The sequence below is a fragment of the Acidovorax carolinensis genome, from assembly GCF_002157145.1.
In the GTDB taxonomy this organism is placed as follows: Bacteria; Pseudomonadota; Gammaproteobacteria; order Burkholderiales; family Burkholderiaceae_C; genus Acidovorax; species Acidovorax carolinensis.
The window spans coordinates 3,530,834-3,553,919 of the sequence record NZ_CP021361.1; the positions used below are offsets into that span (position 1 = coordinate 3,530,834).

General features: G+C 65.0%; 21 protein-coding genes and 2 pseudogenes. 6 read left to right on the forward strand and 17 right to left on the reverse strand.

The genetic code is table 11. From position 1 onward, the window contains the following. Positions 1–26 precede the first annotated feature (26 nt). The 10 genes from CBP34_RS16565 to CBP34_RS16610 form a co-directional block, all read right to left on the reverse strand. Complete coding sequence (locus CBP34_RS16565) at positions 27–668, reverse strand: 2-hydroxychromene-2-carboxylate isomerase (protein WP_094098669.1); 642 nt, start codon at positions 666–668, stop codon at positions 27–29. After that, positions 665–940, reverse strand: a complete 276-nt coding sequence (locus CBP34_RS16570) for a DUF1289 domain-containing protein (RefSeq protein ID WP_094098670.1) — start codon at positions 938–940, stop codon at positions 665–667. Before CBP34_RS16570 ends, CBP34_RS16565 begins: the two co-directional genes overlap by 4 nt. Further along, complete coding sequence (locus CBP34_RS16575) at positions 937–1,440, reverse strand: YbaK/EbsC family protein (RefSeq protein WP_094099232.1); 504 nt, start codon at positions 1,438–1,440, stop codon at positions 937–939. Before CBP34_RS16575 ends, CBP34_RS16570 begins: the two co-directional genes overlap by 4 nt. A 20-nt stretch (positions 1,441–1,460) precedes the next feature. Continuing rightward, entirely contained in the window at positions 1,461–2,369 is a 909-nt protein-coding gene (locus CBP34_RS16580; protein ID WP_094098671.1) for a hydroxymethylglutaryl-CoA lyase, read from the reverse strand. Positions 2,370–2,409: 40 nt separating this feature from the next. Next, positions 2,410–3,330: a 2-hydroxyacid dehydrogenase gene (locus CBP34_RS16585; RefSeq protein WP_094098672.1), complete on the reverse strand. Its 921-nt coding sequence runs from the start codon at positions 3,328–3,330 to the stop codon at positions 2,410–2,412. 73 nt (positions 3,331–3,403) lie between these two features. Further along, entirely contained in the window at positions 3,404–5,509 is a 2,106-nt protein-coding gene (locus CBP34_RS16590; protein WP_094098673.1) for an acetyl/propionyl/methylcrotonyl-CoA carboxylase subunit alpha, read from the reverse strand. A 117-nt stretch (positions 5,510–5,626) separates the two neighbouring features. Continuing rightward, the gene (locus CBP34_RS16595; protein ID WP_086928134.1) at positions 5,627–6,346 is read right to left on the reverse strand and encodes a DUF4126 domain-containing protein; all 720 of its coding nucleotides are present in this window, start codon (positions 6,344–6,346) and stop codon (positions 5,627–5,629) included. 26 nt (positions 6,347–6,372) lie between these two features. Further along, on the reverse strand, positions 6,373–7,161 hold the full coding sequence (locus CBP34_RS16600) for an enoyl-CoA hydratase/isomerase family protein (RefSeq protein WP_094099233.1): 789 nt from the start codon (positions 7,159–7,161) through the stop codon (positions 6,373–6,375). Positions 7,162–7,340: 179 nt separating this feature from the next. Then, complete coding sequence (locus CBP34_RS16605) at positions 7,341–8,948, reverse strand: carboxyl transferase domain-containing protein (protein WP_094098674.1); 1,608 nt, start codon at positions 8,946–8,948, stop codon at positions 7,341–7,343. Between the two features lie 14 nt (positions 8,949–8,962). Then, positions 8,963–10,693, reverse strand: coding sequence for an AMP-binding protein (locus CBP34_RS16610; protein ID WP_094099234.1), 1,731 nt, complete (start codon positions 10,691–10,693; stop codon positions 8,963–8,965). 128 nt (positions 10,694–10,821) lie between these two features. Between CBP34_RS16610 and CBP34_RS16615 the strand changes: the two genes are divergently transcribed. After that, positions 10,822–11,925, forward strand: a complete 1,104-nt coding sequence (locus CBP34_RS16615; protein WP_094098675.1) for an AraC family transcriptional regulator — start codon at positions 10,822–10,824, stop codon at positions 11,923–11,925. 99 nt (positions 11,926–12,024) lie between these two features. After that, on the forward strand, positions 12,025–12,765 hold the full coding sequence (locus CBP34_RS16620; RefSeq protein ID WP_094098676.1) for a PEP-CTERM sorting domain-containing protein: 741 nt from the start codon (positions 12,025–12,027) through the stop codon (positions 12,763–12,765). Between the two features lie 179 nt (positions 12,766–12,944). Here CBP34_RS16620 and CBP34_RS16625 read toward each other — a convergent pair whose 3' ends face one another. The 3 genes from CBP34_RS16625 to CBP34_RS16635 form a co-directional block, all read right to left on the reverse strand. Then, positions 12,945–13,640 carry a DUF4197 domain-containing protein gene (locus CBP34_RS16625; RefSeq protein ID WP_094098677.1) on the reverse strand — a complete coding sequence of 232 codons (696 nt, stop codon included), beginning with the start codon at positions 13,638–13,640 and terminating at the stop codon, positions 12,945–12,947. Positions 13,641–13,716: 76 nt separating this feature from the next. Further along, complete coding sequence (locus tag CBP34_RS16630; RefSeq protein ID WP_094098678.1) at positions 13,717–14,379, reverse strand: HAD family hydrolase; 663 nt, start codon at positions 14,377–14,379, stop codon at positions 13,717–13,719. Between the two features lie 49 nt (positions 14,380–14,428). Continuing rightward, positions 14,429–14,857, reverse strand: a complete 429-nt coding sequence (locus CBP34_RS16635) for a YchJ family protein (protein ID WP_094098679.1) — start codon at positions 14,855–14,857, stop codon at positions 14,429–14,431. 100 nt (positions 14,858–14,957) lie between these two features. On the opposite strand from CBP34_RS16635, the gene CBP34_RS16640 reads away from it, so the two are divergent. The 4 genes and pseudogenes from CBP34_RS16640 to CBP34_RS16655 form a co-directional block, all read left to right on the forward strand. Next, a complete protein-coding gene (locus CBP34_RS16640; RefSeq protein ID WP_094098680.1) occupies positions 14,958–15,428 on the forward strand; it encodes a DUF421 domain-containing protein in 471 nt (156 codons plus the stop codon). 84 nt (positions 15,429–15,512) lie between these two features. Further along, positions 15,513–15,647 (forward strand): annotated as a pseudogene (locus tag CBP34_RS16645) (helix-turn-helix domain-containing protein); the annotation flags it as partial. A gap of 53 nt (positions 15,648–15,700) precedes the next feature. Next, the gene (locus CBP34_RS16650; RefSeq protein WP_094097898.1) at positions 15,701–16,966 is read left to right on the forward strand and encodes an IS256 family transposase; all 1,266 of its coding nucleotides are present in this window, start codon (positions 15,701–15,703) and stop codon (positions 16,964–16,966) included. A gap of 66 nt (positions 16,967–17,032) precedes the next feature. Further along, positions 17,033–17,938 (forward strand): annotated as a pseudogene (locus CBP34_RS16655) (IS30 family transposase); the annotation flags it as partial. A 79-nt stretch (positions 17,939–18,017) separates the two neighbouring features. On the opposite strand, the gene CBP34_RS16660 reads toward CBP34_RS16655, so the two are convergent. The 4 genes from CBP34_RS16660 to aceK form a co-directional block, all read right to left on the reverse strand. Further along, a complete protein-coding gene (locus CBP34_RS16660; protein WP_094098682.1) occupies positions 18,018–19,148 on the reverse strand; it encodes an acyl-CoA dehydrogenase family protein in 1,131 nt (376 codons plus the stop codon). A 52-nt stretch (positions 19,149–19,200) separates the two neighbouring features. Further along, entirely contained in the window at positions 19,201–19,872 is a 672-nt protein-coding gene (locus CBP34_RS16665) for an SDR family oxidoreductase (protein WP_086928141.1), read from the reverse strand. 142 nt (positions 19,873–20,014) lie between these two features. Then, positions 20,015–21,208, reverse strand: a complete 1,194-nt coding sequence (locus CBP34_RS16670; protein WP_094098683.1) for an acetyl-CoA C-acyltransferase — start codon at positions 21,206–21,208, stop codon at positions 20,015–20,017. A gap of 39 nt (positions 21,209–21,247) precedes the next feature. Next, positions 21,248–23,047: a bifunctional isocitrate dehydrogenase kinase/phosphatase gene (aceK, locus tag CBP34_RS16675; protein ID WP_094098684.1), complete on the reverse strand. Its 1,800-nt coding sequence runs from the start codon at positions 23,045–23,047 to the stop codon at positions 21,248–21,250. Positions 23,048–23,086: the final 39 nt, after the last annotated feature.

Genomic DNA, 23,086 nt, shown 5'->3' on the forward strand with positions numbered 1-23,086 from the left:
TGGGTGCGCCGCTAGGGCTCCGCCATTCAACCCGGCAGGCCTTGCGCCACGCTTGCAGCGGCATCCCAGTCGTGCTCGAACCAGCTGTCGCCTTCCAGATAAGCGCGCAGCATGGTCAGGCTGTCGAAGCCCCAGAAAATCTTGCCATCGACCTCGAAGGCCGGCACGCCAAACACGCCGCGCGCAGCGGCGGCGTCGGTGTTGCTGCGCAGCAGCGCCTTGGCGCGTGCGCCGTCCGCATCGTCGGGCTGCAGCTGCGGCTCCAGCTCGGCGGCCAGGGCCGTGAGGCGCTGTGCATCGAGCGCATCGTGCCCGCCCTGCCACACATGTCGCAGCAGCGTGCCGGCCACGAAACGGTTGATGCTGCCGTCGCGGCTGCAGGCCAGTGCCTGCCGCAACAGCGGCAGCGGATTGAACGGGTGGCGTGCCGGCATCTGCAACCCTACGCCCAGCGAATGGCCCAGCCAGGTGACATGGCGATAGGTCCAGTCGCGCTTGGGCGCAATGCCCGCCGGCCCCGGGTTGCCATGCTGCTTGAGCAGCGCGCCCAGCAGCACCGGGCGGTATTCCACGCTGTAGCTCAGGCCCTCCAGCACCTCGGGCAGGCGCTCGAAGGCCAGCCATGCGTAGGGCGAGACGAAATCCAGGTAGAAGGTGATGTGCTTCATGTCGGCTCCTTGGCCACGGCTTCTGGAGGGAATGGCATGCCGGCGCGCTGCGCCAGCCGCGCCCAGATGGCCAGGCGTTCCGTGCTGTCGGCCAGTGCCCAGGCACGAATCTCGGGGATGGTGCGAAAGCACCCCTCGCAGCGGCTGCGGTCTTCGGTCATGCGGCACACCGAGATGCAGGGCGAAGGGATCACCTCGTCCGAATCCGCATCAAAATAGCCTGCAGCGCTTAACAGCTGTGCGCGAGCAGCTATTGCTTCTGCAGCACTCATGCCGACACCTCCTGCACCACGTCCACCACGGGGGCGCCGGTCAGGCGCTCAAGGTCCGTGGGGTGCAACGGGAACACGCCGTGCGGATGCCCGGCGGCCGCCCAGACCACCTCAAAGCGCAGCAGGTCCTGGTCGATCAGCGTGACCGGGGGCGTGGCGTGCGCGATGGGCGACACGCCGCCGATCGAAAAGCCCGTGCGCTCCTTCACGAAACCGGCATCGGCCCGGCCGATCTTGCCCACATGGGCCTCGACCTTTTTTTCGTCCACACGCCGGTCGCCCGAGGTGATGACCAGCACCGCCGCGTCGTCGCTCTTGCGCCGGAAGATGATGCTCTTGGCCACCTGCCCCACCAGAATGCCCAGCACATCGGCCGCCTGCTGCGCAGTGCGCGCGGCGTCATCGAGCATGCGCGGCATGTGGGGGTGGCCGTGGGCCTGCAAGGCCGCCGCCACCCGTTGCACCCCTTCGGGCAGCGCCTTGAATTCCGCCCCACACAGGATTTGCTCGGATTGCGCCATCAGCCGGCCCTCTTGGCGAGCAGCGCCGTGGCCGCGCGCGAGTTGGGCTTGCGGCCCAGGAAATCGCTGATGTAGGCGCCCGCGTCCACGAGCTTGTCGAGATCGATGCCGGTTTCAATGCCCATGCCGTGCAGCATGTAGACCACATCTTCGGTAGCCACGTTGCCCGTGGCGCCCTTGGCGTAGGGGCAGCCGCCCAGGCCCGCCACCGAGGTGTCGAACTGCCACACGCCCATCTCCAGCGTGGCCAGGGTATTGGCCAGCGCCTGGCCGTAGGTGTCGTGGAAATGGCCCGAAATCTCGTCGATGCTGTAATGCTGCAGCGTGGCCTCGACGGCGCGCTGCACCTTGCGCGGCGTGCCCACGCCAATGGTGTCGGCCACGCCCACATGCTGCACGCCGATCTGCTTCATCAGGCCGGCCAGATAGGCCACGCGCTCGGGCGCCACCTCGCCTTCGTAGGGGCAGCCCACGGTGCAGCTCATGGCGCCGCGCACGGCAATGCCGGCAGCGCGCGCGGCCTCGACCACGGGCGCAAAGCGCTCGATGCTCTCGGCAATGGAGCAGTTGATGTTTTTCTGGCTGAAGGCCTCGCTGGCCGAGCCGAACACCACGATTTCATCGGGCCGGTCGAGCACGGCGGCTTCGAAGCCCTTGAGGTTGGGTGTGAGCACGGAATAAACGATGCCGCCCTGGCGCGCGATGCCGCTCATCACCTCGTGGTTGTCGGCCATCTGCGGCACCCATTTGGGCGACACATAGCTGGTGACTTCGATGTTCGTGAGGCCTGCGTCCTGCAGGCGGTGCACCAGGCCGATCTTGACGGCGGCCGGCACGGGGGATTTTTCGTTTTGCAGGCCGTCGCGCGGGCCGACATCGACGAGTTTGACGCGTGGGGGAATGCTCATGGGAAGGTCCTTCAATCAAATCTGCGGGCCAGCGGCCCCGTCAGTAGCCACGCCCGGGGTCCACGATACCGGCGATGGGCTCGTCGCGCGCCAGGGCACCGATCTTGCCCGCGATCTGGGCAATGCTTTCCTCGCGCAGCGTGCGCGCCGAAGTGTGGGGCGTGGCGGTGATGCGCGGGTGGCTCCAGAACGGATGGCCAGCGGGCAGCGGCTCGGTGCGGAACACGTCGAGCGTGGCGCCGGCAAGGTGGCCGCTGTCCAGCAGCGCCAGCAGGTCGGCATCCACCAGATGCGCGCCGCGCGCCACGTTGATGACGTAGCCGCCCGGTTGCAGGCGCGACATGTTGTCGCGGTTCAGGATGTCCTGCGTGTCCGGCGTGAGCGGCAACAGGTTGACAAGCACGCGGCTCGCGGCCAGAAATTCGTTGAACTTTTCAGCGCCATTGAACGCGCGCACGCCGGCTATGGCTTTGGGCGACCGGCTCCAGCCATTCACCGGAAACTCGAACTGCGCCAGCGCCTTGGCCACGCGCTCGCCGAGCACGCCCAGCCCCATCACGCCCACGGGAAAATCCTGGCGCAGACGGGGCTTGCGGTAGGCCCATTGCCCCGCGCGCATGCCAGCCTCGTACTGGTCGAATTCGCGGAAATGGCGGATGACGGCGTGGCACACATATTCGGCCATCTGCACCGCCATGCCGGCATCGTCCAGGCGCACCACGCGGGCGCCGGGCGGCAGGCGCCGCTGCAGCAGCGCATCCACGCCCGCCCCAATGTTGAACAGGGCTTTTATGCCCTGCTGCTCGTCCATGAACTGCTGGGGCGGCGCCCAGACCACGGCGTAGTCGGCAACCGGGGCGCCGGGTTGCCAGACAGAGACTTCAGCGCCGGGCAGCGCCGCAGCGAGCCCTTGAAGCCAAGGCTCGGCCTTGGTATCGGTACAACAAAAAGTGATTTTCATGGCGCCCGAGGGTAACGCCATTGCACCGCGCTTGCAGTCAGGCATGGCGCGCCCCTTGAGAACATTTTCACGCTCAGGCCTTTTCGGCGATCAACAGCTTGAGCAGCTCGGCGCCCTCGGTGACCTGGTCACCGGGCGCGTAGAGCAGCTCGGCCACCACGCCATCGGCCGGCGCGGCAATGGTGTGCTCCATCTTCATGGCCTCCATTACCGCCAGCGGCTGGCCCTTGGTCACGGTGTCGCCCGCCTTCACGGCAAACGACACCACCTTGCCCGGCATGGGCGCGGTGAGGCGCCCGCCCTCGGCCGCTGCCTCGCCCGCGTGGGCCAGCAGGTCGATGGCGGTAATCTGCGTGGCGCCCAGCGGGGTGAAGACATGGTCCACCTCGCCCTGGGCATAGACAGCGGCACGCGTGCGCTGGCCGGCAAATTGCAGCTCGATGCCTTCGGCCTGCGCTGAAAACACCAGCGGTCCGGCAACTGCGGCATCGCCCTCGCCCACTGCCAGATGCAGACAGCCGCCACGCTCGTAGGTCAGCCAGGCCTTGGCGTGCTCGCCACCAAACTCAAACTCGAAACGGCGCTGCACCACGCCATGCGTGTGGAAACCGTCGCGGCGGCTGAACGGGTCCACGCCCTCGCTGGCGCGCTCGCGCAGCAGGGTTTGCGCCACGGCAGCGGCAGCGGCCAGGGGCAGGCCAACGCTTTCCAGGTGGAACAGCACGGCCTGCTCGCGCGGGATGAGGGCGGTGTCGAGGTTGGCCTTGGCAAACGACTCGGTGCGCGCCACGCGGCGCAAGAACTGCACATTGGTCGCCAGGCCCACGATGTGGGTCTGGGCCAGCGCTTCATCCAAGCGGGCCAGCGCCTGCTCGCGCGTGTCGCCGTGCACGATGAGCTTGGCCACCATGGAGTCGTAGAACGGGCTGATCGCATCGCCCTGGCGCACGCCGGAGTCCACGCGCACGGCACCTCGCTCAAAGGTCACGCACTCAGGCAGCCCATACACGTTGAGCGATCCCGTGGCGGGCAGGAAGTTGTTGTCGGGGTTCTCGGCGCAGATGCGCGCCTCGATGGCGTGGCCGGTGATGCGCAGTTCGTCTTGCTGCAGCGGCAGGGGCTCGCCCGCGGCCACGCGCAGTTGCCACTCCACCAGGTCCTGCCCGGTGATGGCTTCGGTCACGGGGTGCTCCACCTGCAGGCGGGTGTTCATTTCCATGAAGAAGAAATTCATCACGGGCTTGTTGCCCCCCACGCCCCACACTTCGTGTGGTTCGCTGCCCCCCGAGGGGACGCTCGCTTGCTTGGGGCGGCCCGGCGCGGCGCTCGAGTCGTCACGCTGCTCGACGATGAATTCCACCGTGCCCGCGCCCACATAGTTCACCGCCCGCGCAGCCGCCACGGCGGCCAGGCCCATCTGGGCGCGCATCTCGGGCGTCATGCCGGGGGCGGGCGCTTCTTCCAGCACCTTCTGGTGGCGGCGCTGCACCGAGCAGTCGCGCTCGAACAGGTACACGTAGTTGCCCAGCGTGTCGCCAAACACCTGGATCTCGATGTGGCGCGGGCGCTGCACGTATTTTTCGATCAACACCGCATCGTCGCCAAAGCTGTTGATGGCCTCGCGCTTGCACGAATCGAGTGCTGCCGCAAAGTCCTCGGCCTTGTCCACCGCACGCATGCCCTTGCCACCGCCACCGGCGCTGGCCTTGATAAGCACGGGGTAGCCAATGCGGTCGGCCTCGGCCTGCAGCAAGGCGGGGTCCTGGTTGGCGCCGTGGTAGCCGGGCACCAGGGGCACGCCGGCCTTCTCCATGAGTTGCTTGGACTCGGCCTTCAGGCCCATGTCCTTGATAGCAGAAGGCGGCGGGCCGATGAAGACCAGCCCCGCGTCGGCACAGGCCTGCGCGAATTCTTCGTTCTCGCTCAGGAAGCCGTAGCCGGGGTGGATGGCCTGGGCGCCAGTCTGCTTGGCGGCCTCGATGATGCGCTCCCAGCGCAGGTAGCTGTCCTTGGGGGCGCTGCCGCCGATGTGCACGGCCTCGTCGCACACCGCCACATGCTTGGCGCCTGCATCGGCGTCGGAGTACACCGCCACGGTCTTCACACCCAGGCGCTTGGCGGTCGCCGCCACACGGCAGGCGATCTCGCCACGGTTGGCGATGAGGATCTTTTTAAACATGGCGCCCTCCTGCGGCGAGATCGCCTGCGCACGCTGCGCGTGCCATGCGATTTGTCGAAACGGTTGCTAGGCAACCGCTTTCGCCACGGTTTGCAATGAGGATCTTGTTGAACATTTTTAAGCCACCTTGGCAGAACCAGAAAAGAAAGAGGAAAGGCGCCGCAACACAGCGCGCAAAAACTTGAACAGCACCACCAGCAGCACCACCGAAACGACCACCATCACGACCAGCGCAATGCCAAAGGCCACGGGGTACTGCGTGGCCAGCCACACCACCGCCACCACCAGTCCGTCCTCAAAGAACGACAGACCCCAGTTGGAAAACGGCTCGGGCGAGGTGTTCACGGCCGCCCGCGTGGTCATCTTGGTGGCCAGCGCCGTGGCAGACAGGGAACCGCCCAGCAGCCCCGCCACCACCGCCATCGTGGCGTTGTCGGCGCCAAACACGCCATACGCCAATGCGGCGCCAGCGGGCACGCGGATGAAGGCGTGCACCGCATCCCAGGCGCTATCCACCCAGGGCACCTTGTCGGCAAAAAACTCCACCATCAGCATGAAGCCGCTGACCATCAGCACCAACGGGTGCTGCAGCATGGCCAGACCCGGCGGTAAAGGCATCCAGCCGAGCACACCCATCATGCCGACCAGAAACACCACCGCATACAGCCGAAACCCGCTGGCCCAGCCCAATGCCGCCGCCAGCGCCAGCAGGCTGGGCATGTCGAGCCGCTCGGTGACCGTCGCCGCCGCGTCGCCCACAGCACGCGCCGTGCCGCCATCGACATGCAGCCCCAAGGTGTGGAGCCACTGCACGATGTTGAACCAGAGGGTGTCCATGGTGTGGGGTGCTCAGAACGGAAGGGTCACGCCACCAACCAGGCAGGTTTGCGCTTGTTGAGGAAAGACTGGACGCCTTCCTTGCCTTCGTCGCTGGCGCGGATGTCGGCAATGCCCTGCACAGTGGCGGCGATCAGGCTCGCGTTGATCTCTCGCTCTGCAACATCCATCACCAGCTTTTTGCACGCGCGCACGGCGTTGGGGCTGGCGCTGGTCAGGGCCTTGAGCAGTTCATCGACCTTGGCATCCAGCTGGTCGGCAGCCACCACCTCGTGCACAAAGCCAATGCGCAACGCCTCCGCCGCGCCAAAACGCTCGGCCGTGAGGAAATAACGATGTGCCGCCCGCGCGCCCATGGCGCGGATCACATAGGGGCTGATGGTGGCGGGGATGAGGCCCAGCTTCACTTCGCTGAGGCAAAAGCCCGCCGTGTCCACCGCCACGGCCATGTCGCAGGCGGCCACCAGGCCCATGCCGCCCGCATACACATCGCCCTGCACGCGGGCGATGGTTGGCTTGGGGCATTCGTAGATCACACGCAGCATCTCGGCCAGCTTGGCGGCATCGGCGATGTTCTCGTCGCGCGTGTAGTCGGCCATGCGGCGCATCCAGTTGAGGTTGGCCCCTGCACAGAGCGCGGGCCCCTCGGCCGCCAGCACCACGGCGCGCACGTCGGCACGCCCGCCCACATCCATGAAGGCGGCGGTGATTTCGGCGATGACTTCGTCGCTGAACGCGTTGCGGATCTCGGGCTGGGTCAGGGTGACACGCGCAACGGCGCCTTCGTATGTGATGACCAAGTTAGGTTGACTCATGGCGTTCATCTCTAAAATTCAATTTACTAAGGGCCGTCTGCGGGCTATGAAACTGTCGCAGCCCAGACCAGTGCCCCCGCGCAAGGGCCGCCCCGCCGCGCTGGGGGCGTTCCCCTCCCGCCTCGCGCAGCGAGGCGAGAGAGGGGGAAGGCGCGAAGCGACTCAGGGGGTGCTCCATCTCACATGCGGAACAGGCCGAACTTCGTGTCTTCGATCGGCGCGTTGCGTGTGGCCGCCAGGCCCAGTGCCAGCACGCGGCGGGTGTCGGCGGGGTCGATCACACCGTCGTCCCACAAGCGCGCCGTGGCGTAATAGGGGTGGCCCTGGTCTTCGTACTGGCGGCGGATGGGGGCCTTGAAGGCTTCTTCTTCCTCCATGCTCCACTGGCCACCCTTGCCCTCGATGCCATCGCGCTTGACGGTGGCCAGCACGCCCGCCGCCTGCTCGCCGCCCATGACGCTGATGCGCGCGTTCGGCCACATCCACAGGAAGCGGGGCGAGTACGCCCGGCCGCACATGCCGTAGTTGCCCGCGCCAAAGCTGCCGCCAATGATGATGGTGAACTTGGGCACGCTGGCCGTGGCCACGGCCGTGACCATCTTGGCGCCGTTGCGCGCAATGCCTTCGTTTTCGTACTTGCGGCCCACCATGAAACCGGTGATGTTCTGCAAAAACACCAGCGGGATCTTGCGCTGGCAGCACAGCTCGATGAAGTGCGCAGCCTTCAGGGCCGACTCGCTGAACAAAATGCCGTTGTTGGCGATGATGCCCACCGCCATGCCCTCGATGCGTGCAAAGCCGGTGACCAGCGTGGTGCCGTAGCGCGCCTTGAACTCGTCGAATTCGCTGCCGTCCACGATGCGGGCGATGATCTCGCGCACATCAAAGGGCTTGCGCGTGTCCACGGGGATCACGCCATACAGTTCTTCAGCTACAAATTTAGGAGCTTCAGGCGCTTTATCTGCGGGCGCTGGAGCCTTGTTTTTATTCAAATTGCGCACCGCAGTGCGCGCCAGCTGCAGCGCGTGCATGTCGTTTTGCGCCAGGTGGTCGGCCACACCCGACAGGCGCGTGTGCACGTCGCCGCCGCCCAGGTCCTCGGCCGTCACCACCTCGCCCGTGGCGGCTTTGACCAGCGGTGGGCCACCCAGGAAGATGGTGCCCTGGTTCTTGACGATGATGGACTCGTCGCTCATTGCGGGCACATAGGCACCGCCCGCCGTGCAGCTGCCCATGACCACGGCGATCTGCGAGATGCCCATCGCGCTCATGTTCGCCTGGTTGAAGAAGATGCGGCCGAAGTGGTCGCGGTCGGGGAAGACCTCGTCCTGATTCGGCAGGTTGGCGCCGCCCGAGTCCACCAGGTAGATGCAGGGCAGATGGTTCTGCTGCGCCACTTCCTGCGCGCGCAGGTGCTTCTTCACCGTCAGCGGGTAGTAGGTGCCGCCCTTCACCGTGGCGTCGTTGCACACGACCATGCAATCCACGCCACTCACCCGGCCAATGCCCGCGATCAGGCCTGCGCCGGGCGCGTCGTGGTTGTACATGTTGAGCGCGGCCAGCGGTGCCAGCTCCAAAAATGGCGTGCCGGGGTCCAGCAGCATCTGCACGCGTTCGCGCGGCAGCAGCTTGCCGCGGGCCACATGCTTGGCGCGCGCGGCCTCGCCGCCACCCAGAGCAATCTTGTCGAGCTGGGCGCGCAGGTCATCCACCAGCGTGCGCATGGCCATGGCGTTGGCCAGAAAGTCGGCCGAGCGGGCGTTGAGTTGGGTATCGAGAATGGTCATACGTTGTCGCTCTCTCAAGCAGTCTTTTGTTCTTCCAGGCCCAGCAGATCCTTCATCTCGTCGCGGATCTTGAACTTCTGGATCTTGCCCGTCACCGTCATCGGGAAGCTGGTGACAAAGCGGATGTAGCGCGGCACCTTGTAGTGCGCGATCTGGCCCTTGCAGAAGGCACGGATGTCGTCTTCCGTCGGTTGGGTGCCGGGCTTGGCGATGATCCAGGCGCACAGTTCCTCTCCGTACCTCTGGTCGGGCACGCCCACCACCTGCACGTCCTGCACTTTCGGGTGGCGGTACAGAAATTCTTCGATCTCGCGTGGGTAGATGTTCTCGCCACCGCGAATCACCATGTCCTTGATGCGGCCCACGATATTCACGTAGCCTTCGGCGTCCATGGTGGCCAGGTCGCCGGTGTGCATCCAGCCATCGGCGTCGATGGCCTCCTGCGTCTTGGCGGCGTCTTCCCAGTAGCCGTGCATCACCGAATAGCCGCGGGTGCAGAACTCGCCGCGCTGGCCCACCGGCACTACGGAGCCGGTGTCAGGGTCCACGATCTTGATCTCCAGATGCGGCTGCACCTGGCCCACGGTGGAAACGCGCTTTTCAAGCGGCGTGGAGGTAGCACTCTGGCAGCTCACGGGGCTGGTCTCGGTCATGCCATAGGCAATCGTGATTTCGCGCAGGTTCATCTCCCCCACCACGCGCTTCATCACCTCGGTGGGGCATGGGGAGCCAGCCATGATGCCCGTGCGCAACGTGCTCAGGTCGAACTCGGCGAATCGCGGGTGGTCCAGCTCGGCGATGAACATGGTCGGCACGCCGTGCAGGCCGGTGCATTTTTCGTCCTGCACCGTCTGCAGCACCGTGAGCGGATCGAACCCGTCGTTGGGGTAGACGATGGTGGCGCCGTGCGTAAGGCAGGCCAGGTTGCCCAGCACCATGCCAAAGCAGTGGTACAGCGGCACGGGGATGCACAGGCGATCCTCGGGCGTGAGCTTCATGCATTCGCCAATGAAAAAGCCGTTGTTCAGGATGTTGCGGTGCGTGAGCGTGGCGCCCTTGGGGAAACCCGTAGTGCCGCTGGTGAACTGGATGTTGATGGGGTCGGTGGCCTTCAGGCCTGCGGCCACCTGGGCAACGCGGGCGTCGGCCACAGCGCCGCGCGACAGCAGGTCGGAAAAACGCAACAGGCCCGGCTCTTCACCCCCCACGCCGGGCTCGTCGATCCACACCACGGTATGCAGGTGCGGCAGCTGCTGCGCCTCCAGCTGGCCCGGCGTGCCGTGCACCCATTCGGGCGCCAGCTCGCGCAGCATGCCCAGGTAGTCGCTGGTCTTGAAGCGCGCCATGGTCACCAGCAGCTTGCAGCCCACCTTGTTCAGCGCATATTCCACCTCCGACGTACGGTAAGCGGGATTGATGTTGACCAGCACCAGGCCCACCTGCGCGGTGGCCAGCTGCATCAGCACCCATTCGGCGTTGTTGTGCGACCAGATGCCCACGCGGTCGCCCGGCACGAGCCCCAAACCCAGCAGCGCGCTGGCCAGGCGGTGTGCCTCGGTCTGCAGGCCGCGGTAGGTGTAGCGCAGCCCCTGGTGCCGGCTCACCAGCGCCTCGCGCTCAGGCTGGCGCGCCACCATGTCGGCAAAGAAGGCGCCGATGGTCTGCTCGATCAGGGGGACATCGGTGGCGCCACGGGCGTGGCTTATCACCAGCGGTGCATTGTTCTGGGCAGCAGCAGTCAGCATGGTCTTGTCTCCTGGGTCGCGCCGCTCGGCACTGAGCAGGCGGCGCCCCTCAAGCATAGAAGCCTGATCCCGCGCCGGGTTGCCACAAAGGTTGCAAATCGTGCCACGACTGCGGCACACTCTGCAGCGTGAAATCCCATGCCACCTTTGCCGGCTCCCCGGCGCCGCCGTTCTCGGCGCCACGCTCGCCCGCCGCAACGCCGATTGCATTTGTGCGCGCGATTGCACTGGCTTACACAAGCCGGGGACTGAGCCCAGACCGCGCCCTGGCGCAGGCACAGATTGCGCCGCAGCTGCTGCAAGACGACCAGGCCCGCATCACCGCCTGGCAGATGGAGCAGGTCTCGGGCGCCGCCATGCAGGAGCTCGACGACGAGGCGCTGGGCTGGTTCAGCCGCCGCCTGCCCTGGGGCAGCTACGGCATGCTGGCGCGGGCATCCATCAGCGCGCCGCACCTGGGTGTGGCCCTGTCGCGCTGGTGCCGCCACCACGGGCTGATCGCGGACGACATCACGCTCACGCTGTCGGTGCAGGGCGACTTGGCAGAAATCGCCATTGCCGAGCACCGCGACCTCGGCAGCCTGCGCGAGTTCTGTCTGGTCTCGGTGCTGCGCAACATCCACGGCCTGGCTTGCTGGTACATCGACTCGCGCATTCCGCTGCTGTCGGCGCGGTTTGGCTTTGCGGCGCCCGCGCATGCCGATGCGTATGGCGTACTGTTTCGCGCCCCCGTCACCTTCAACGCAGCGCAAACGGCGATTGCGTTCGACGCCCGCTACCTGGCCCTGCCCCTGCGGCGCGACGAAGCCGCCCTGCGCCAGATGCTGCAACACGCCCTGCCCCTGACGGTGCTGCAATACCGGCGCGACCGCCTGCTGGTGCAGCGCGTGCGGCAACTGCTGGGCGCGCCGCAGGCCGGGCAAGGCGGACATGGCGGGCACGCTGCGGCGGCCCTGCCACTGCACAGCGCCGAAACCCTGGCCCACCTGCTGCATGTGTCGCCCCGCACGCTGCACCGCCAGCTCAAGGAAGAAGGCGCCACGCTGCAGGGCCTGAAAGACGAGGTGCGCCAAAGCCGCGCCATGGACCTGCTGCACCGCACCGACCGCCCCATCAAGCAGGTGGCCGAGGCGGCAGGCTTCGTCAACGAAAAAAGCTTTATCCGCGCGTTTCGGGGCTGGACGGGGCAGTCGCCGGCAGGATTTCGGCGCAATGCGCGGGCCCCAGGGTGACATGCGTCCACGCTGGCGCAGAAATGCGTGCGGACGGGGAAGCAGCCCCCCCCCCGAAGTGTTGTCGGCGTTTTTGACACCCCACTGCAGAAACGGGCCATGAATGGCACCGATTTCATGCAAGTGATTGATTCAAAAGAGAAAAAACACCACCTGTTTTTGGGCGCACAAATTGCTTTCCATCGTCGTAGCGCACTCGCCACCAAAAAAGGAGACGCCATGAAGACCAAGATTTCGCAGCTGGCAGCAGCCGCACTCCTCACCGCAGCCACCGCCTCCGTCGCGCATGCAGGTTTCGTTGGCCGAACTCTGCAAGCCTCTTATTACTATCCCGATCTGGCCACACCGTATGGCTCGGCGACTGCAACGCCGGCAACGTTCACGGTCGGCAGCGCCACCGCCGTGGAAACGACGATCAATGTGGAAAACGTGACGCAAATTGCCGTGGATTTCACGGATAACAGCTTGCGTGTGGGTTTTACGACCACCCTCTTCAACCCCACCTGGAACGCGACGTCATTCAACGGCCTGGTTTTCGATCTGCTGACAGGAAGCGCGTTCTCATTGGCCTCGGCCAGCATCGATCCCAGCTCGACCTTCGGTGGATTCAATGCGTCACGGGTGGGCTTTAACGACAGTCGACTCACTCTCGATTGGGGCGGCCTTTCCTACGTGGACGGAACCGCCCTGCTGATCAATTTCACTTCTGCGCCCGCCTCCGTGCCTGAGCCGGGTTCACTGGCGTTGCTGGCAATGGCACTGGCTGTGTCCGCGTACGTTGCAAGACAGAAGTACACCAAGGCTGGTGCGGGCGCCCGTCTGTCGTCCGCAGCGTCTTGATAGCCGGCGTTTAGTGGCTCTGGATGTGCAGATGGATTTCACGCCTGTGATGGCTGGATGAGCCAGATGGCGCTGCGCTCTCCACATCTCTCAAACCATAAAAACGATAGCTGCATCCGCAACGCCATAAAGCGCTAGAGCCTCTTTTTACCGGAATATCAGAGTGCGCAGCGCGCAACTTATTTCAACGCCCCAAACACCTTCTTCAAAATGGCGCTGCCCGCAGCCGCGGGGTTCTGGCGCAGCTGCTGCTCCTGCTCGCCGATCACCAGATACAGCCCATCCAGCGTCTTGCCGGTCACGTACTGCTCGATGGTCGCGTCTTCCTTCTTCACCAGGCCAAAACCCGCCGCCTTGCCAGCAAAGGCGTTGTACTGCTGGGCCAGGCCGACCTTTTTCGTGGCCTGGGTGACCACCGGCAAAAACTTCTGGCCCAGCGGGGCACGGGTTTTTTCGGAAAAGAACTGCGTCACCGACGTGTCGCCGCCGGCCAGGATGTTCTTGGCGTCGGTCACCGTCATGTTGCGCACGGCGCCGACCAGCAGGTCCTTGCCCATGGGTACGGCGGCCTCGGCTGCGCGGTTGATCGAGGTTTCCAGCTCTTCAATGCGCTGGCCCTGGCCGAACTTCTTCATCAGCCTGGCGGCGTCGTTGAGGTAACCCGGCAGCGGGATGCGCACCTTGGGGTTGTTCAAAAACCCGCCAGACTGGCCCAGCAGGCCCACGGCCGCCAGCGCGCCCTGCTCCAGCGCGGCCTTGACGCCGCTGCTGGCGTCGGCATTGCTCAGGTCACCCAGCGACAGGGCCTGCGCCCGCGTGGTGGCCAGGAGGATCAGGGCGGCCAGGCCGGAGGTCTGGAATTGGCGTCGTTGCATGGAAAGCTCCTTGGAGAAAAATCGAATCACAACCCTCAGTGTGCGCCGTCTGTGCGCTGCGTGGTAGATGAACCCACTACCCGAGCAGCGCCAGCAGCTCGCCCATGTCCGCCATCACATGCACGGCGCCAGCCGCGCGCAGCGCCTCGGGCGAGCCATGGCCCACGGGTGAGGGGCTATAGCCCACCACTGTGGCGCCCGCGGCCACGCCAGCGGCAACACCCGTGACCGTATCTTCGACCACCAGGCAGCGCGCGGGCGGCACGCCCACGGCGGCCGCTGCCGCCAGATACACGTCGGGCGCGGGCTTGGTGGCCGGCATTTCGTGGCCACTGAAAATGCGGCCGGCAAAGTACGGCGCCAGGCCCACCTTTTCCAGCTGCATCTCGACCTTGAAGCGGTCGGCACCCGAGGCGCAGGCGATGCGCCCGCCCAGCCGCGCATGCACGTCGCGCACGGCATCGACGGCGCCCGCGATGGCCTGCAACTCAGCCTCCAGCCGCGCATTGCGGCGGGCGTAGAACTGTGCCATCCAGGCGTCGGTGAGCGGTCGGCCGGTGTGCGCCTCGATGCGCGCGGCCTCGCTGCGCACCGTCTTGCCAATGAACAGGCGCATGCACTCCTCGGGCGCCAGCGCCCAGCCGGCCTCGTTGAGCATGGTGCACAGCACGCCGTTGGTGATCGGTTCGCTGTCCACCAGCACACCGTCACAATCGAACAAAATTGCTTCAAATTTCATTGCTACTAGCGCTTTATCAATATGGGCTGCGATCCATTCTGGCTTCAAATCAGCGGCTGTCGCCGTCCACGTAGTACCAGCGCCCATCTTCGCGCACGAAGCGGCTGCGCTCGTGCAGGCGCACGGCACGCCCGCCAGCACCAAGCCCTGCTGTGCGGTAGCGGGCCACAAACTCGACCTCGGCATGGTCGGCATCGAGCACGCGGTGGCTGCGCACCTCCAGGCCCAGCCAGTGCGCGCCGGGCTCGAAGTCCAGCGTGGCCGGGCGCTGGCTGGCGTGCCATGTAGCCAGCAAGTAATCGCGCCGCTGCAGCACGAAAGCGCTGTAGCGCGAGCGCATCAGGCGCTCGGCATCGGGCGCGGGCGTGGTGTCGAAATGCTCCACATAGCGGCCACAGCAGTCGGCATAGGCCAGGGGTTTGCGCCGCGGCGACAGGGCGCCGCAGGGGCATGGCATGGTGGACGAAGGCTGGGGCATGGTGGGGCTGCGCTGGCAAAAGACAGGCCGATTATTGAACGTAGACTGCAGCCTGCGCGGCAGCCGCCGCCCAATACGAAGGTGATCGAAGGAGATGCCGATGTTCTCGATGAGCGTGCCGTGGTGGGAGTTCGTGCTGCGCGGGGTGGCGGTCTATCTGTTCCTGCTGGTGTTTTTGCGCCTGTCGGGCAAGCGCCAGACGGGGCAGTACGAGCCCTTCGACCTGATCCTGCTGCTGATCCTGTCGAACGCGGTTCAGAATTCGATGAACGCAGGCGACAACTCGCTGGTGGGCGGGCTGATTTCTGCCAGCACGCTGATGCTGTGCCATGTGGCGCTGGCCCGGCTGGCCTTCCACTTCCCGCGCATCGGGCGCTGGGTGGATGGCAAGGCGCAGGTGCTGATCGAGCAGGGCCAGCTCAACGAGGCGCTGATGCGCAAGGAACTGCTGACCAGCAACGACGTGGAGGCCGCCCTGCGCGCGGGCGGTTGCCTGCAAGCGCACGAGGTGGAGCGCGCCACCATCGAGACCAACGGGCAGATCACGGTGGTGCTCAAGCGCCGGGGATGAGGTCAGTCGTATTTCAGACCATTATTGGGCTGTAGCGCTTGGCGGCCTCAATTCCGAAGTGCAACACCGAGAATTGAGGTCAAGATGACAAAGAAGAACTACCAGCATTTGAGCCAGAGCGAACGCCATGCGATAGCCTTGGGGCTGCAGCAAAAGCAAAGCCTCAGTGCCATAGCGCGGGCCTTGGGGCGCTGCAAGAGCACCATCAGCCGGGAATGCGAGCCTGTCAGAAACTTTGTGTGTGAGGCATAGCATGTCAACAAGGAGCATGAATGCCACGCAAGACGAAGACAACCGCTGCGGCGGACAAGGCGGCGCAGCCGCAATTCTCAGCCGAGCTGCTGGAGCAACTCATCCCCGGGCCGGTAACGCCGGCCGAGCTCGAAGGCATCTTCCAGCAGTTCAAGAAGTCGGTTCTTGAGCGCGCCCTGGGCGCCGAGATGAGCCATCATCTGGGCTACACGCCCGGCCAGGCCAAGCCCGAAGGGGCTGGCGCCAATCACCGCAACGGCAAGAGCGCCAAGACGGTGCTGACCGATGCGGGAGCGCTGCGCATCGACGTTCCCCGCGACCGCGAGGGCACTTTCGAGCCACAACTCATCGGCAAGCACGAACGGCGCTTCACCGGCTTCGATGACAAGATCATCGCCATGTACGCCCGGGGCATGACGGTGCGCGAGATCCAGGGCTTCCTGGCCGAGATGTACTCGGTGGACGTCTCGCCCGACCTCATCAGCAGTGTCACCGACGCCGTGATGAGCGAGGTCACGGCCTGGCAGACGCGCCCGCTGGAGGCGATGTACCCGGTGGTGTTCTTTGACGCGCTGCGGGTCAAGATCCGCGAGGATGGCGTGGTGCGCGCCAAGGCCGTGTACCTGGCGCTGGGTGTGCTGCCCGATGGCAGCCGCGACATCCTGGGCATCTGGATCGAGAACACCGAGGGTGCCAAGTTCTGGATGAAGGTGTTCAACGATCTGAGGACACGCGGCGTCCATGACATCCTGATCGCCGTCACCGACGGGCTCAAGGGTATGCCAGAGGCGCTGGGCGCGGTGTTCCCGGCCACGACGCTGCAGACCTGCATCGTGCACCTGATCCGCAATAGCCTGGACTTCGCAAGCTGGAAGGACCGCAAGAGCCTGGCGGCGGCCATCAAACCCATCTACACAGCAGTGAGCGCCGAAGCGGCCCAGACTGAGCTCGATGCGTTTGAAAAGGGGCCCTGGGGCCAGAAATTTCCCACGGTCGTGGGCGCCTGGCGCAGGGCCTGGGACAAGGTGATCCCATTCTTCGCCTTCCCGCCCGAGGTGCGACGCGTGATCTACACGACCAATGCGATTGAAAGCGTGAATGCGCGGCTGCGCAAGATCATCAAGACCAGAGGACACTTCCCCAGCGACGATGCGGCCACCAAGCTGATCTGGCTGGCCCTGCGCAACATCACCGAGGACTGGGGGCGAGCAGCCAACCATTGGAAATCAGCGATGAACCAGTTTGCAATCCTCTACGAAGAACGATTCATGAAACCGAGCACGTAAGATATCCAACCAGCTTCACGAAATCGGTGAAGGTTCAATGAGCCTCACACACGGAAATTCGGACACGCCCGGGAATGCCAACGCAATGCGGGCGCCAAGGCCTACACCTCCAAGTTCGCCCAGCAACGCAGCGACAGGCGCAGATGCTTTGCCCGTCCCCAGCCCAAACTGCACCGCGATGGACCTTTGTTCAAGATCGTTCGCGACTATCTGCTCCGGCACTGGTCTCCCCAGCAAATCGCTGGGCAGTTGAAGAAACTGCACCCTGACAACAAGCGCAAACAAGTGTCCCACGAGAGCATCTACACCTGCATCTACGCCCAGCCCCGCGGAGAGCTCAAGAAGGAGCTGGTGGCCTGCTTGCGCATGGCCCGCGCCAAGCGCTGGCCGCGCTCCAAAGGCGAGGATCGGCGTGGGCAAATCACCGACCTGCTGAGCATCCATGTGCGCCCACCCGAGATTGAGGATCGTCAGTTGCCCGGGCACTGGGAGGGCGACCTCATCAAAGGCAAAGGCAATGCCAGTGCCATTGGCACGCTGCTCGAGCGCACGACCCGCCTGGTGGTGCTGGTCAAGCTGCCGCACCCCAACCCGGCGACAGCGGCACATGTACTGCAGGCCTTCAGCGACAAGCTCAATGGCATTGCCAGCCCGATGCGCCAGAGCCTGACCTATGACCGTGGCAGTGAGATGGCAGAGCATGCCAAGCTCACCGAGAACACGGGCATGAAGGTGTACTTCTGTGACCCCTACAGCCCCTGGCAGCGGGGCTCCAACGAAAACACCAATGGATTGCTGCGGCAGTACTTCCCCAAGGGGACTGATCTGAGCGGCTATAGCCAGGAGTATCTGGATGCCGTAGCCGATGAGCTCAATGGGCGCCCCAGGATGACTCTGGGGTGGAGCAAGCCCATTGAGGTTTATGCCGAACATTTGGCCCGGCTGACCCTACAGCCCGATTCAGTGCATTAATGAATATTTGTTGCACTTGGACTTGAATCCGCCCATACGCTTCAAGCGCCATAAGCTATCTATTAAATAGCAAATTCCGTCAGGCCAGCGCGCGCTGGATGATGATCTTCTGCACATCGCTCGTGCCTTCATAGATCTGGCACACGCGCACGTCGCGGTAGATGCGTTCGACCGGGAAGTCGCTCACCACGCCGTAGCCGCCCAGGGTCTGGATGGCGGCGCTGCACACGCGCTCGGCCATCTCGCTGGCAAACAGCTTGGCCATGGCGGCTTCCTTCAGGCAGGGGCGGCCCGCGTCGCGCAGCGCGGCGGCGTGCCAGATGAGCTGGCGCGCGGCCTCGATCTGCGTGGCGCAGTCGGCCAGGCGAAAGCCCACGGCCTGGTGGTTGAAGATGGCGGTGCCAAAGCTTTCGCGCTCTTTCGAATAGGCCAGCGCCGCATCGAAGCTGCTCCGCGCCATGCCCACGCTCTGCGCGGCGATGCCGATGCGCCCGCCCTCGAGCGCGCCCAGCGCGATCTTGTAGCCCTCGCCTTCCGCGCCGATCAGGTTCTCGGCCGGGATGCGGCAGTTGTCGAAATTGATTTGCGCGGTGTCGCTGCTGTGCTGGCCGAGCTTGTCTTCGAGGCGCGCCACCACGTAGCCAGGGTTGCTGGTCGGCACGAGGAAGGCGCTCATGCCTTTTTTGCCAGCACCTTTGTCGGTGACGGCGATGACGATGGCGACGTGGCCGTTTTGGCCGCTGGTGATGAACTGCTTGACACCGTTGATCACGTATTCGTCGCCCTGCTTGACCGCCGTGGTGCGCAGCGCGGAGGCGTCCGAGCCCACATGCGGCTCGGTCAGGCAAAACGCCCCGAGCATCTCGCCGCGCGCCAGGGGCGTGAGCCAGTCGCGCTTTTGCTGGGCGTTGCCGTAGCGCATGAGGATGGCGTTGACGGGGCAGTTGGTGACGCTGATGGCGGTGCTGGTGCCGCCGTCGCCGGCGGCGATTTCTTCGAGCACCAGCGCCAGCGTGACGTAGTCGAGATTCGCGCCACCGAATTCCTCCGGCACACAGATGCCATAGGCGCCCAGCGCGGCCAGCCCCTGGTGGGCTTCCTTGGGAAAGTGGTGTTCCTTGTCCCAGCGCGCGGCGTTGGGCCACAGCTCGGTCTGCGCAAAGTCGCGCACGGCGTCGCGGATCATTTCCTGGTCTTGGGTCAGCAGCATCGTTGTCTCCGGGTGTTGTGGTGTGTCTTGGATGTCGAGCCCGCAGCAGCCCTCACCACGAGGCGCAGGGCGTGCCGTCGCGCTGCAGGAATTGGCCCTTTTGCGCAGGTGTGAGCCGGGCAAGCGTGGCGCGCATGGCGGCCACGCTCTCTGGCGCGGTGAGCGGGGCCTGCTCTCCGCCCATGTCGGTCTGCACCCAGCCGGGATGCAGCGCCACCAGCGTGGCCTTTGGGTAGTCGTGCTGGGCGCTGGCCACGGCCATGTTGAGCGCGGCTTTGCTGACGCGGTAGAGCCAGGTGTGGCTGCCGGTCGCGCCGCCGATGCGGCCCAGTTCGCTGCTGATGAAGGCAAAGCGCCCTTGCGCGGCCTCAACCAGCGGGGCGACCTGCGGGATGGCCTGCATGGCGCCCAGCACGTTGGTGTGCATGACGCGGTCGAACTCGTCCTGCGTTGGCGGCGAAAGCGCCGTGCCATGGCCCATGACGCCCGCCACGTAGATCGCGGTGTCGATTTTTTCACCGTCCAGCATCCAGGCCAGGCCGCTGACGCTGGCGGGATTGGCCACGTCCACGGTCAGCACGTTCTCGACACCGAGGGCCTGCAGGCGCTCGCGCCCGGCCGCGTCGCGCGCGGTGGCCAGCACACGATCGCCCGCGGCCACATACTGGCGCGCGAACTCCAGGCCCAGGCCGCGCGAGGCACCGATGATCAGGACATTTGACATGAAATAGGCCTCCAGCGCTTATTCAGCAAGCGCAAGCAGCTATCAATTAAGGAGTTACTTATGGGCCGCAGCACAGGCTGCTGCAGCCCACAAAACAGGAAGGTTTCGCCAGCGCCTGCTGGCCGGACAGGCCCTGCCGCCCTCAGACCAGCTCGATCGCCACCGCCGTGGCCTCGCCACCGCCAATGCACAGCGTGGCCAGCCCCTTAGTCAGCCCGCGCGCCTTGAGCGCATACATCAGCGTCACCATGATGCGCGCGCCGCTGGCGCCAATCGGGTGGCCCAGGGCGCAGGCGCCGCCGTTGACGTTGACCTTGTCGTGCGGCAGGTTCAGCTCTTTCATCAGCGCCATGGGCACCACGGCAAAGGCTTCGTTGATTTCCCACAGCTGCACATCGCCCACCGCCCAGCCAGCCTTGGCCAACGCTTTTTGCGTGGCGCCCAGCGGGGCGGTGGCAAACCACTCGGGCTCCTGCGCGTGCGTGGCGTGGCTCACGATGCGCGCCAGCGGCTTGCAGCCGAGCTTTTGTGCGGTGGATGCGCGCATCATCACCAGCGCGGCCGCGCCGTCATTGATGCTGGAGCTGGACGCTGCCGTGATGGTGCCGTCCTTCTTGAAGGCGGGCTTGAGCGTGGGGATCTTGTCGAGCTTGACCTTGCCCGGGCCTTCGTCCACCGAAATCACGGTGTCGCCCGCGCGGGTCTTGACGGTGACGGGCACGATCTCGGCCGCGAACGCCCCGGACTCGGTGGCCGCCTTGGCGCGCTGCACGCTGGCGGTGGCAAAGGCGTCCTGCTGCTCGCGCGTGAACTGGTATTTCGCGGCGCAGTCTTCACCAAAGGTGCCCATGGAGCGGCCGGGCTCGTAGGCGTCTTCCAGGCCGTCGAGCATCATGTGGTCGAAGATGCGGTCGTGGCCCAGGCGGTAGCCACCGCGGCCCTTTTGCAGCAGGTAGGGGGCATTGGTCATGCTCTCCATGCCACCGGCCACCATCACGTCGTGCGTGCCGGCCAGCAGCATGTCGTGCGCAAACATGGCTGCCTTCATGCCCGAGCCGCACATCTTGCTGAGCGTGACCGCGCCCGCACCCTTGGGCAATCCGCCCTTGAACGCAGCCTGGCGCGCGGGCGCCTGGCCCTGCCCCGCCATCAGGCAGTTGCCGAACAGGACTTCACCCACGGCATCGGGCGCCACCCCGGCGCGCTCCATGGCCGCCTTGATGGCCGCGCCACCGAGGTCGTGCGCGGCCAGGGTGGAAAAGTCGCCCTGCAGCGACCCCATGGGGGTGCGTGCAGCGCCGACGATAACGATGGGGTCTTGTTGGGATACGGACATGGGAAGTCTCCTTGAGATGCTGAGGGAAATGCGCGGTGATCAATGGGCAGCGTGATGAAACCGCCGCTCGGGGTCGTATGGGAAAACGTCGTACACATGGCCTGCCTGGATGCGCTCTTTGTGCTGCTGCCAGAAATCCACGTCGAGCAGGTCGCCATGGTGCTGCATGAACACGGCGCGCACGGCGTCGTTGCCCAGCAGAAAGGGGCCAAAGGTCTCGGGAAACACGTCGTGCGGGGCCACGGTGTACCAGACCTCACCGCTCATTTCTTCTTCCTCGTTGCGCGGCGTGGGCACACGGCGGAAGTTGCAGTCGGTAAGGTATTCAATCTCGTCGTAGTCGTAGAACACGACCTTGCCGTTGCGCGTGATGCCGAAGTTCTTCCAGAGCATGTCGCCGGGGAAGATGTTGGCGGCCACCAGGTCCTTGATGGCGTTGCCGTATTCGACAACGCTACGCTCCATCTGCTGGTGGGCGCGCGGGTCGGAGAGACCGGTGTCAAAGGCTTCCTGGAGGTAGATGTTGAGCGGGATCATGCGCCGCTCTATATAAAGGTGCTTGATGATGACCTCGGTCTGGCCGTCGCCATCGCGGTCGCTGATTTCGAGCTGGCTGGGCGCGTATTTCTCGATCTCGGCGATCAGCGCATCGTCGAACCGGTCGCGCGGAAACGCCACTTCGCTGTATTCGAGCGTATCGGCCATGCGGCCCACGCGGTCATGCTGCTTGACCAGCAGGTACTTGGCCTTGATCTGCTCGCGCGTGGTTTCCTTGGGCGGCGGAAAGTAGTCCTTGATGAGCTTGAACACAAACGGAAAGCTCGGCAGGTCGAACACCAGCATCACCATGCCCTTGATGCCGGGCGCGATGCGGAACTTGTCGCTCGAGTGCTTGAGGTGGTACAGAAAGTCGCGGTAGAAAAGCGTCTTGCCCTGCTTTGCCAGGCCCAGCGCGTTGTAGATTTCGGCACGCGGCTTGCGCGGCATGAGGCTGCGCAGGAACTGCACATAGGCGCTGGGCACCTCCATATCCACCATGAAGTAAGCGCGCGCAAAGCTGAAAAGCATCTGCAGGTCGTCTTCGCCAAACAGCGCTGCGTCGATGAACAGCTTGCCGTCGTCGTCGTGCAGGATGGGCAACGCAAACGGCACCTCGTTGAAGCCGTTGATGATCTTTCCGACCACATAGGCGCCCTTGTTGCGAAAGAACAGGCTGGTGAGCACCTGGATCTGGAAGTTGGCGCGCAGCTTGACCTTGTCAATCCGGCTGCGCATGGCGTCCACCACACAGGCAGTGTCACGCGCCAGATCCGCAAACTCGCGCTGGAGCTGGAAGTTCTCGATGACGCTGTAAAACGTTGCGTTCAGGGTGTCACGCGACGGGTAGTAAGCCCGGTAGGTGGGCCGCGCGGCGGGCTCGTCGTTCTCGATGTACTCGGTGCTGACGGCGGGCCGCACGAAGATGAAATCGTTGTGGAAATGCGTGCGGTGCAGGATCTTGGTGGTGACCGAATTGAAAAAAGTCTCGGCCAGCTCGGGCTGGTGGTGGTCGACCAGCAGGCCGATGTAGTGCAGCTTGATCTGGTGCCACACGTCCATGGACTGCGCACCTGCACCGAACTCTTTTTCCAGCCGCCGCACGCACTCCTTCACGCGCAGGTCGTAGAACTCGATGCGCTCGCGCTGGGCCCGCTGCTGGCCATGCCAGTCGGCGGTTTCAAAGCGGTGCTTGGCCCGCGCTGACTCGGTGCGGAACAGGCGGTAATGGCGGTTGAAGCCGTCCATCATGGCCTTGGCGATGCCATAGGCCTGGGGAGCGTCAAGCCGTTGCGGGAACATGGCGGATTCTCGGCCGTCGCGGCAGGGCAGGCGGTGGCT

Excerpts from the sequence above, each read along its gene's own strand:
- CBP34_RS16590 (WP_094098673.1), bottom strand. The coding sequence starts at position 5,509 with ATGTTTAAAAAGATCCTCATCGCCAACCGTGGCGAGATCGCCTGCCGT.
- CBP34_RS16605 (WP_094098674.1), bottom strand. The coding sequence starts at position 8,948 with ATGACCATTCTCGATACCCAACTCAACGCCCGCTCGGCCGACTTTCTG.
- CBP34_RS16580 (WP_094098671.1), bottom strand. The coding sequence starts at position 2,369 with ATGAGCATTCCCCCACGCGTCAAACTCGTCGATGTCGGCCCGCGCGAC.
- CBP34_RS16660 (WP_094098682.1), bottom strand. The coding sequence starts at position 19,148 with ATGCTGCTGACCCAAGACCAGGAAATGATCCGCGACGCCGTGCGCGAC.
- CBP34_RS16640 (WP_094098680.1), top strand. The coding sequence starts at position 14,958 with ATGTTCTCGATGAGCGTGCCGTGGTGGGAGTTCGTGCTGCGCGGGGTG.
- CBP34_RS16585 (WP_094098672.1), bottom strand. The coding sequence starts at position 3,330 with ATGAAAATCACTTTTTGTTGTACCGATACCAAGGCCGAGCCTTGGCTT.
- CBP34_RS16610 (WP_094099234.1), bottom strand. The coding sequence starts at position 10,693 with ATGCTGACTGCTGCTGCCCAGAACAATGCACCGCTGGTGATAAGCCAC.
- CBP34_RS16570 (WP_094098670.1), bottom strand. The coding sequence starts at position 940 with ATGAGTGCTGCAGAAGCAATAGCTGCTCGCGCACAGCTGTTAAGCGCT.
- CBP34_RS16625 (WP_094098677.1), bottom strand. The coding sequence starts at position 13,640 with ATGCAACGACGCCAATTCCAGACCTCCGGCCTGGCCGCCCTGATCCTC.
- CBP34_RS16635 (WP_094098679.1), bottom strand. The coding sequence starts at position 14,857 with ATGCCCCAGCCTTCGTCCACCATGCCATGCCCCTGCGGCGCCCTGTCG.
- CBP34_RS16565 (WP_094098669.1), bottom strand. The coding sequence starts at position 668 with ATGAAGCACATCACCTTCTACCTGGATTTCGTCTCGCCCTACGCATGG.
- CBP34_RS16600 (WP_094099233.1), bottom strand. The coding sequence starts at position 7,161 with ATGAGTCAACCTAACTTGGTCATCACATACGAAGGCGCCGTTGCGCGT.
- CBP34_RS16650 (WP_094097898.1), top strand. The coding sequence starts at position 15,701 with ATGCCACGCAAGACGAAGACAACCGCTGCGGCGGACAAGGCGGCGCAG.
- CBP34_RS16595 (WP_086928134.1), bottom strand. The coding sequence starts at position 6,346 with ATGGACACCCTCTGGTTCAACATCGTGCAGTGGCTCCACACCTTGGGG.
- CBP34_RS16665 (WP_086928141.1), bottom strand. The coding sequence starts at position 19,872 with ATGTCAAATGTCCTGATCATCGGTGCCTCGCGCGGCCTGGGCCTGGAG.
- aceK (WP_094098684.1), bottom strand. The coding sequence starts at position 23,047 with ATGTTCCCGCAACGGCTTGACGCTCCCCAGGCCTATGGCATCGCCAAG.
- CBP34_RS16670 (WP_094098683.1), bottom strand. The coding sequence starts at position 21,208 with ATGTCCGTATCCCAACAAGACCCCATCGTTATCGTCGGCGCTGCACGC.
- CBP34_RS16620 (WP_094098676.1), top strand. The coding sequence starts at position 12,025 with ATGAATGGCACCGATTTCATGCAAGTGATTGATTCAAAAGAGAAAAAA.
- CBP34_RS16630 (WP_094098678.1), bottom strand. The coding sequence starts at position 14,379 with ATGAAATTTGAAGCAATTTTGTTCGATTGTGACGGTGTGCTGGTGGAC.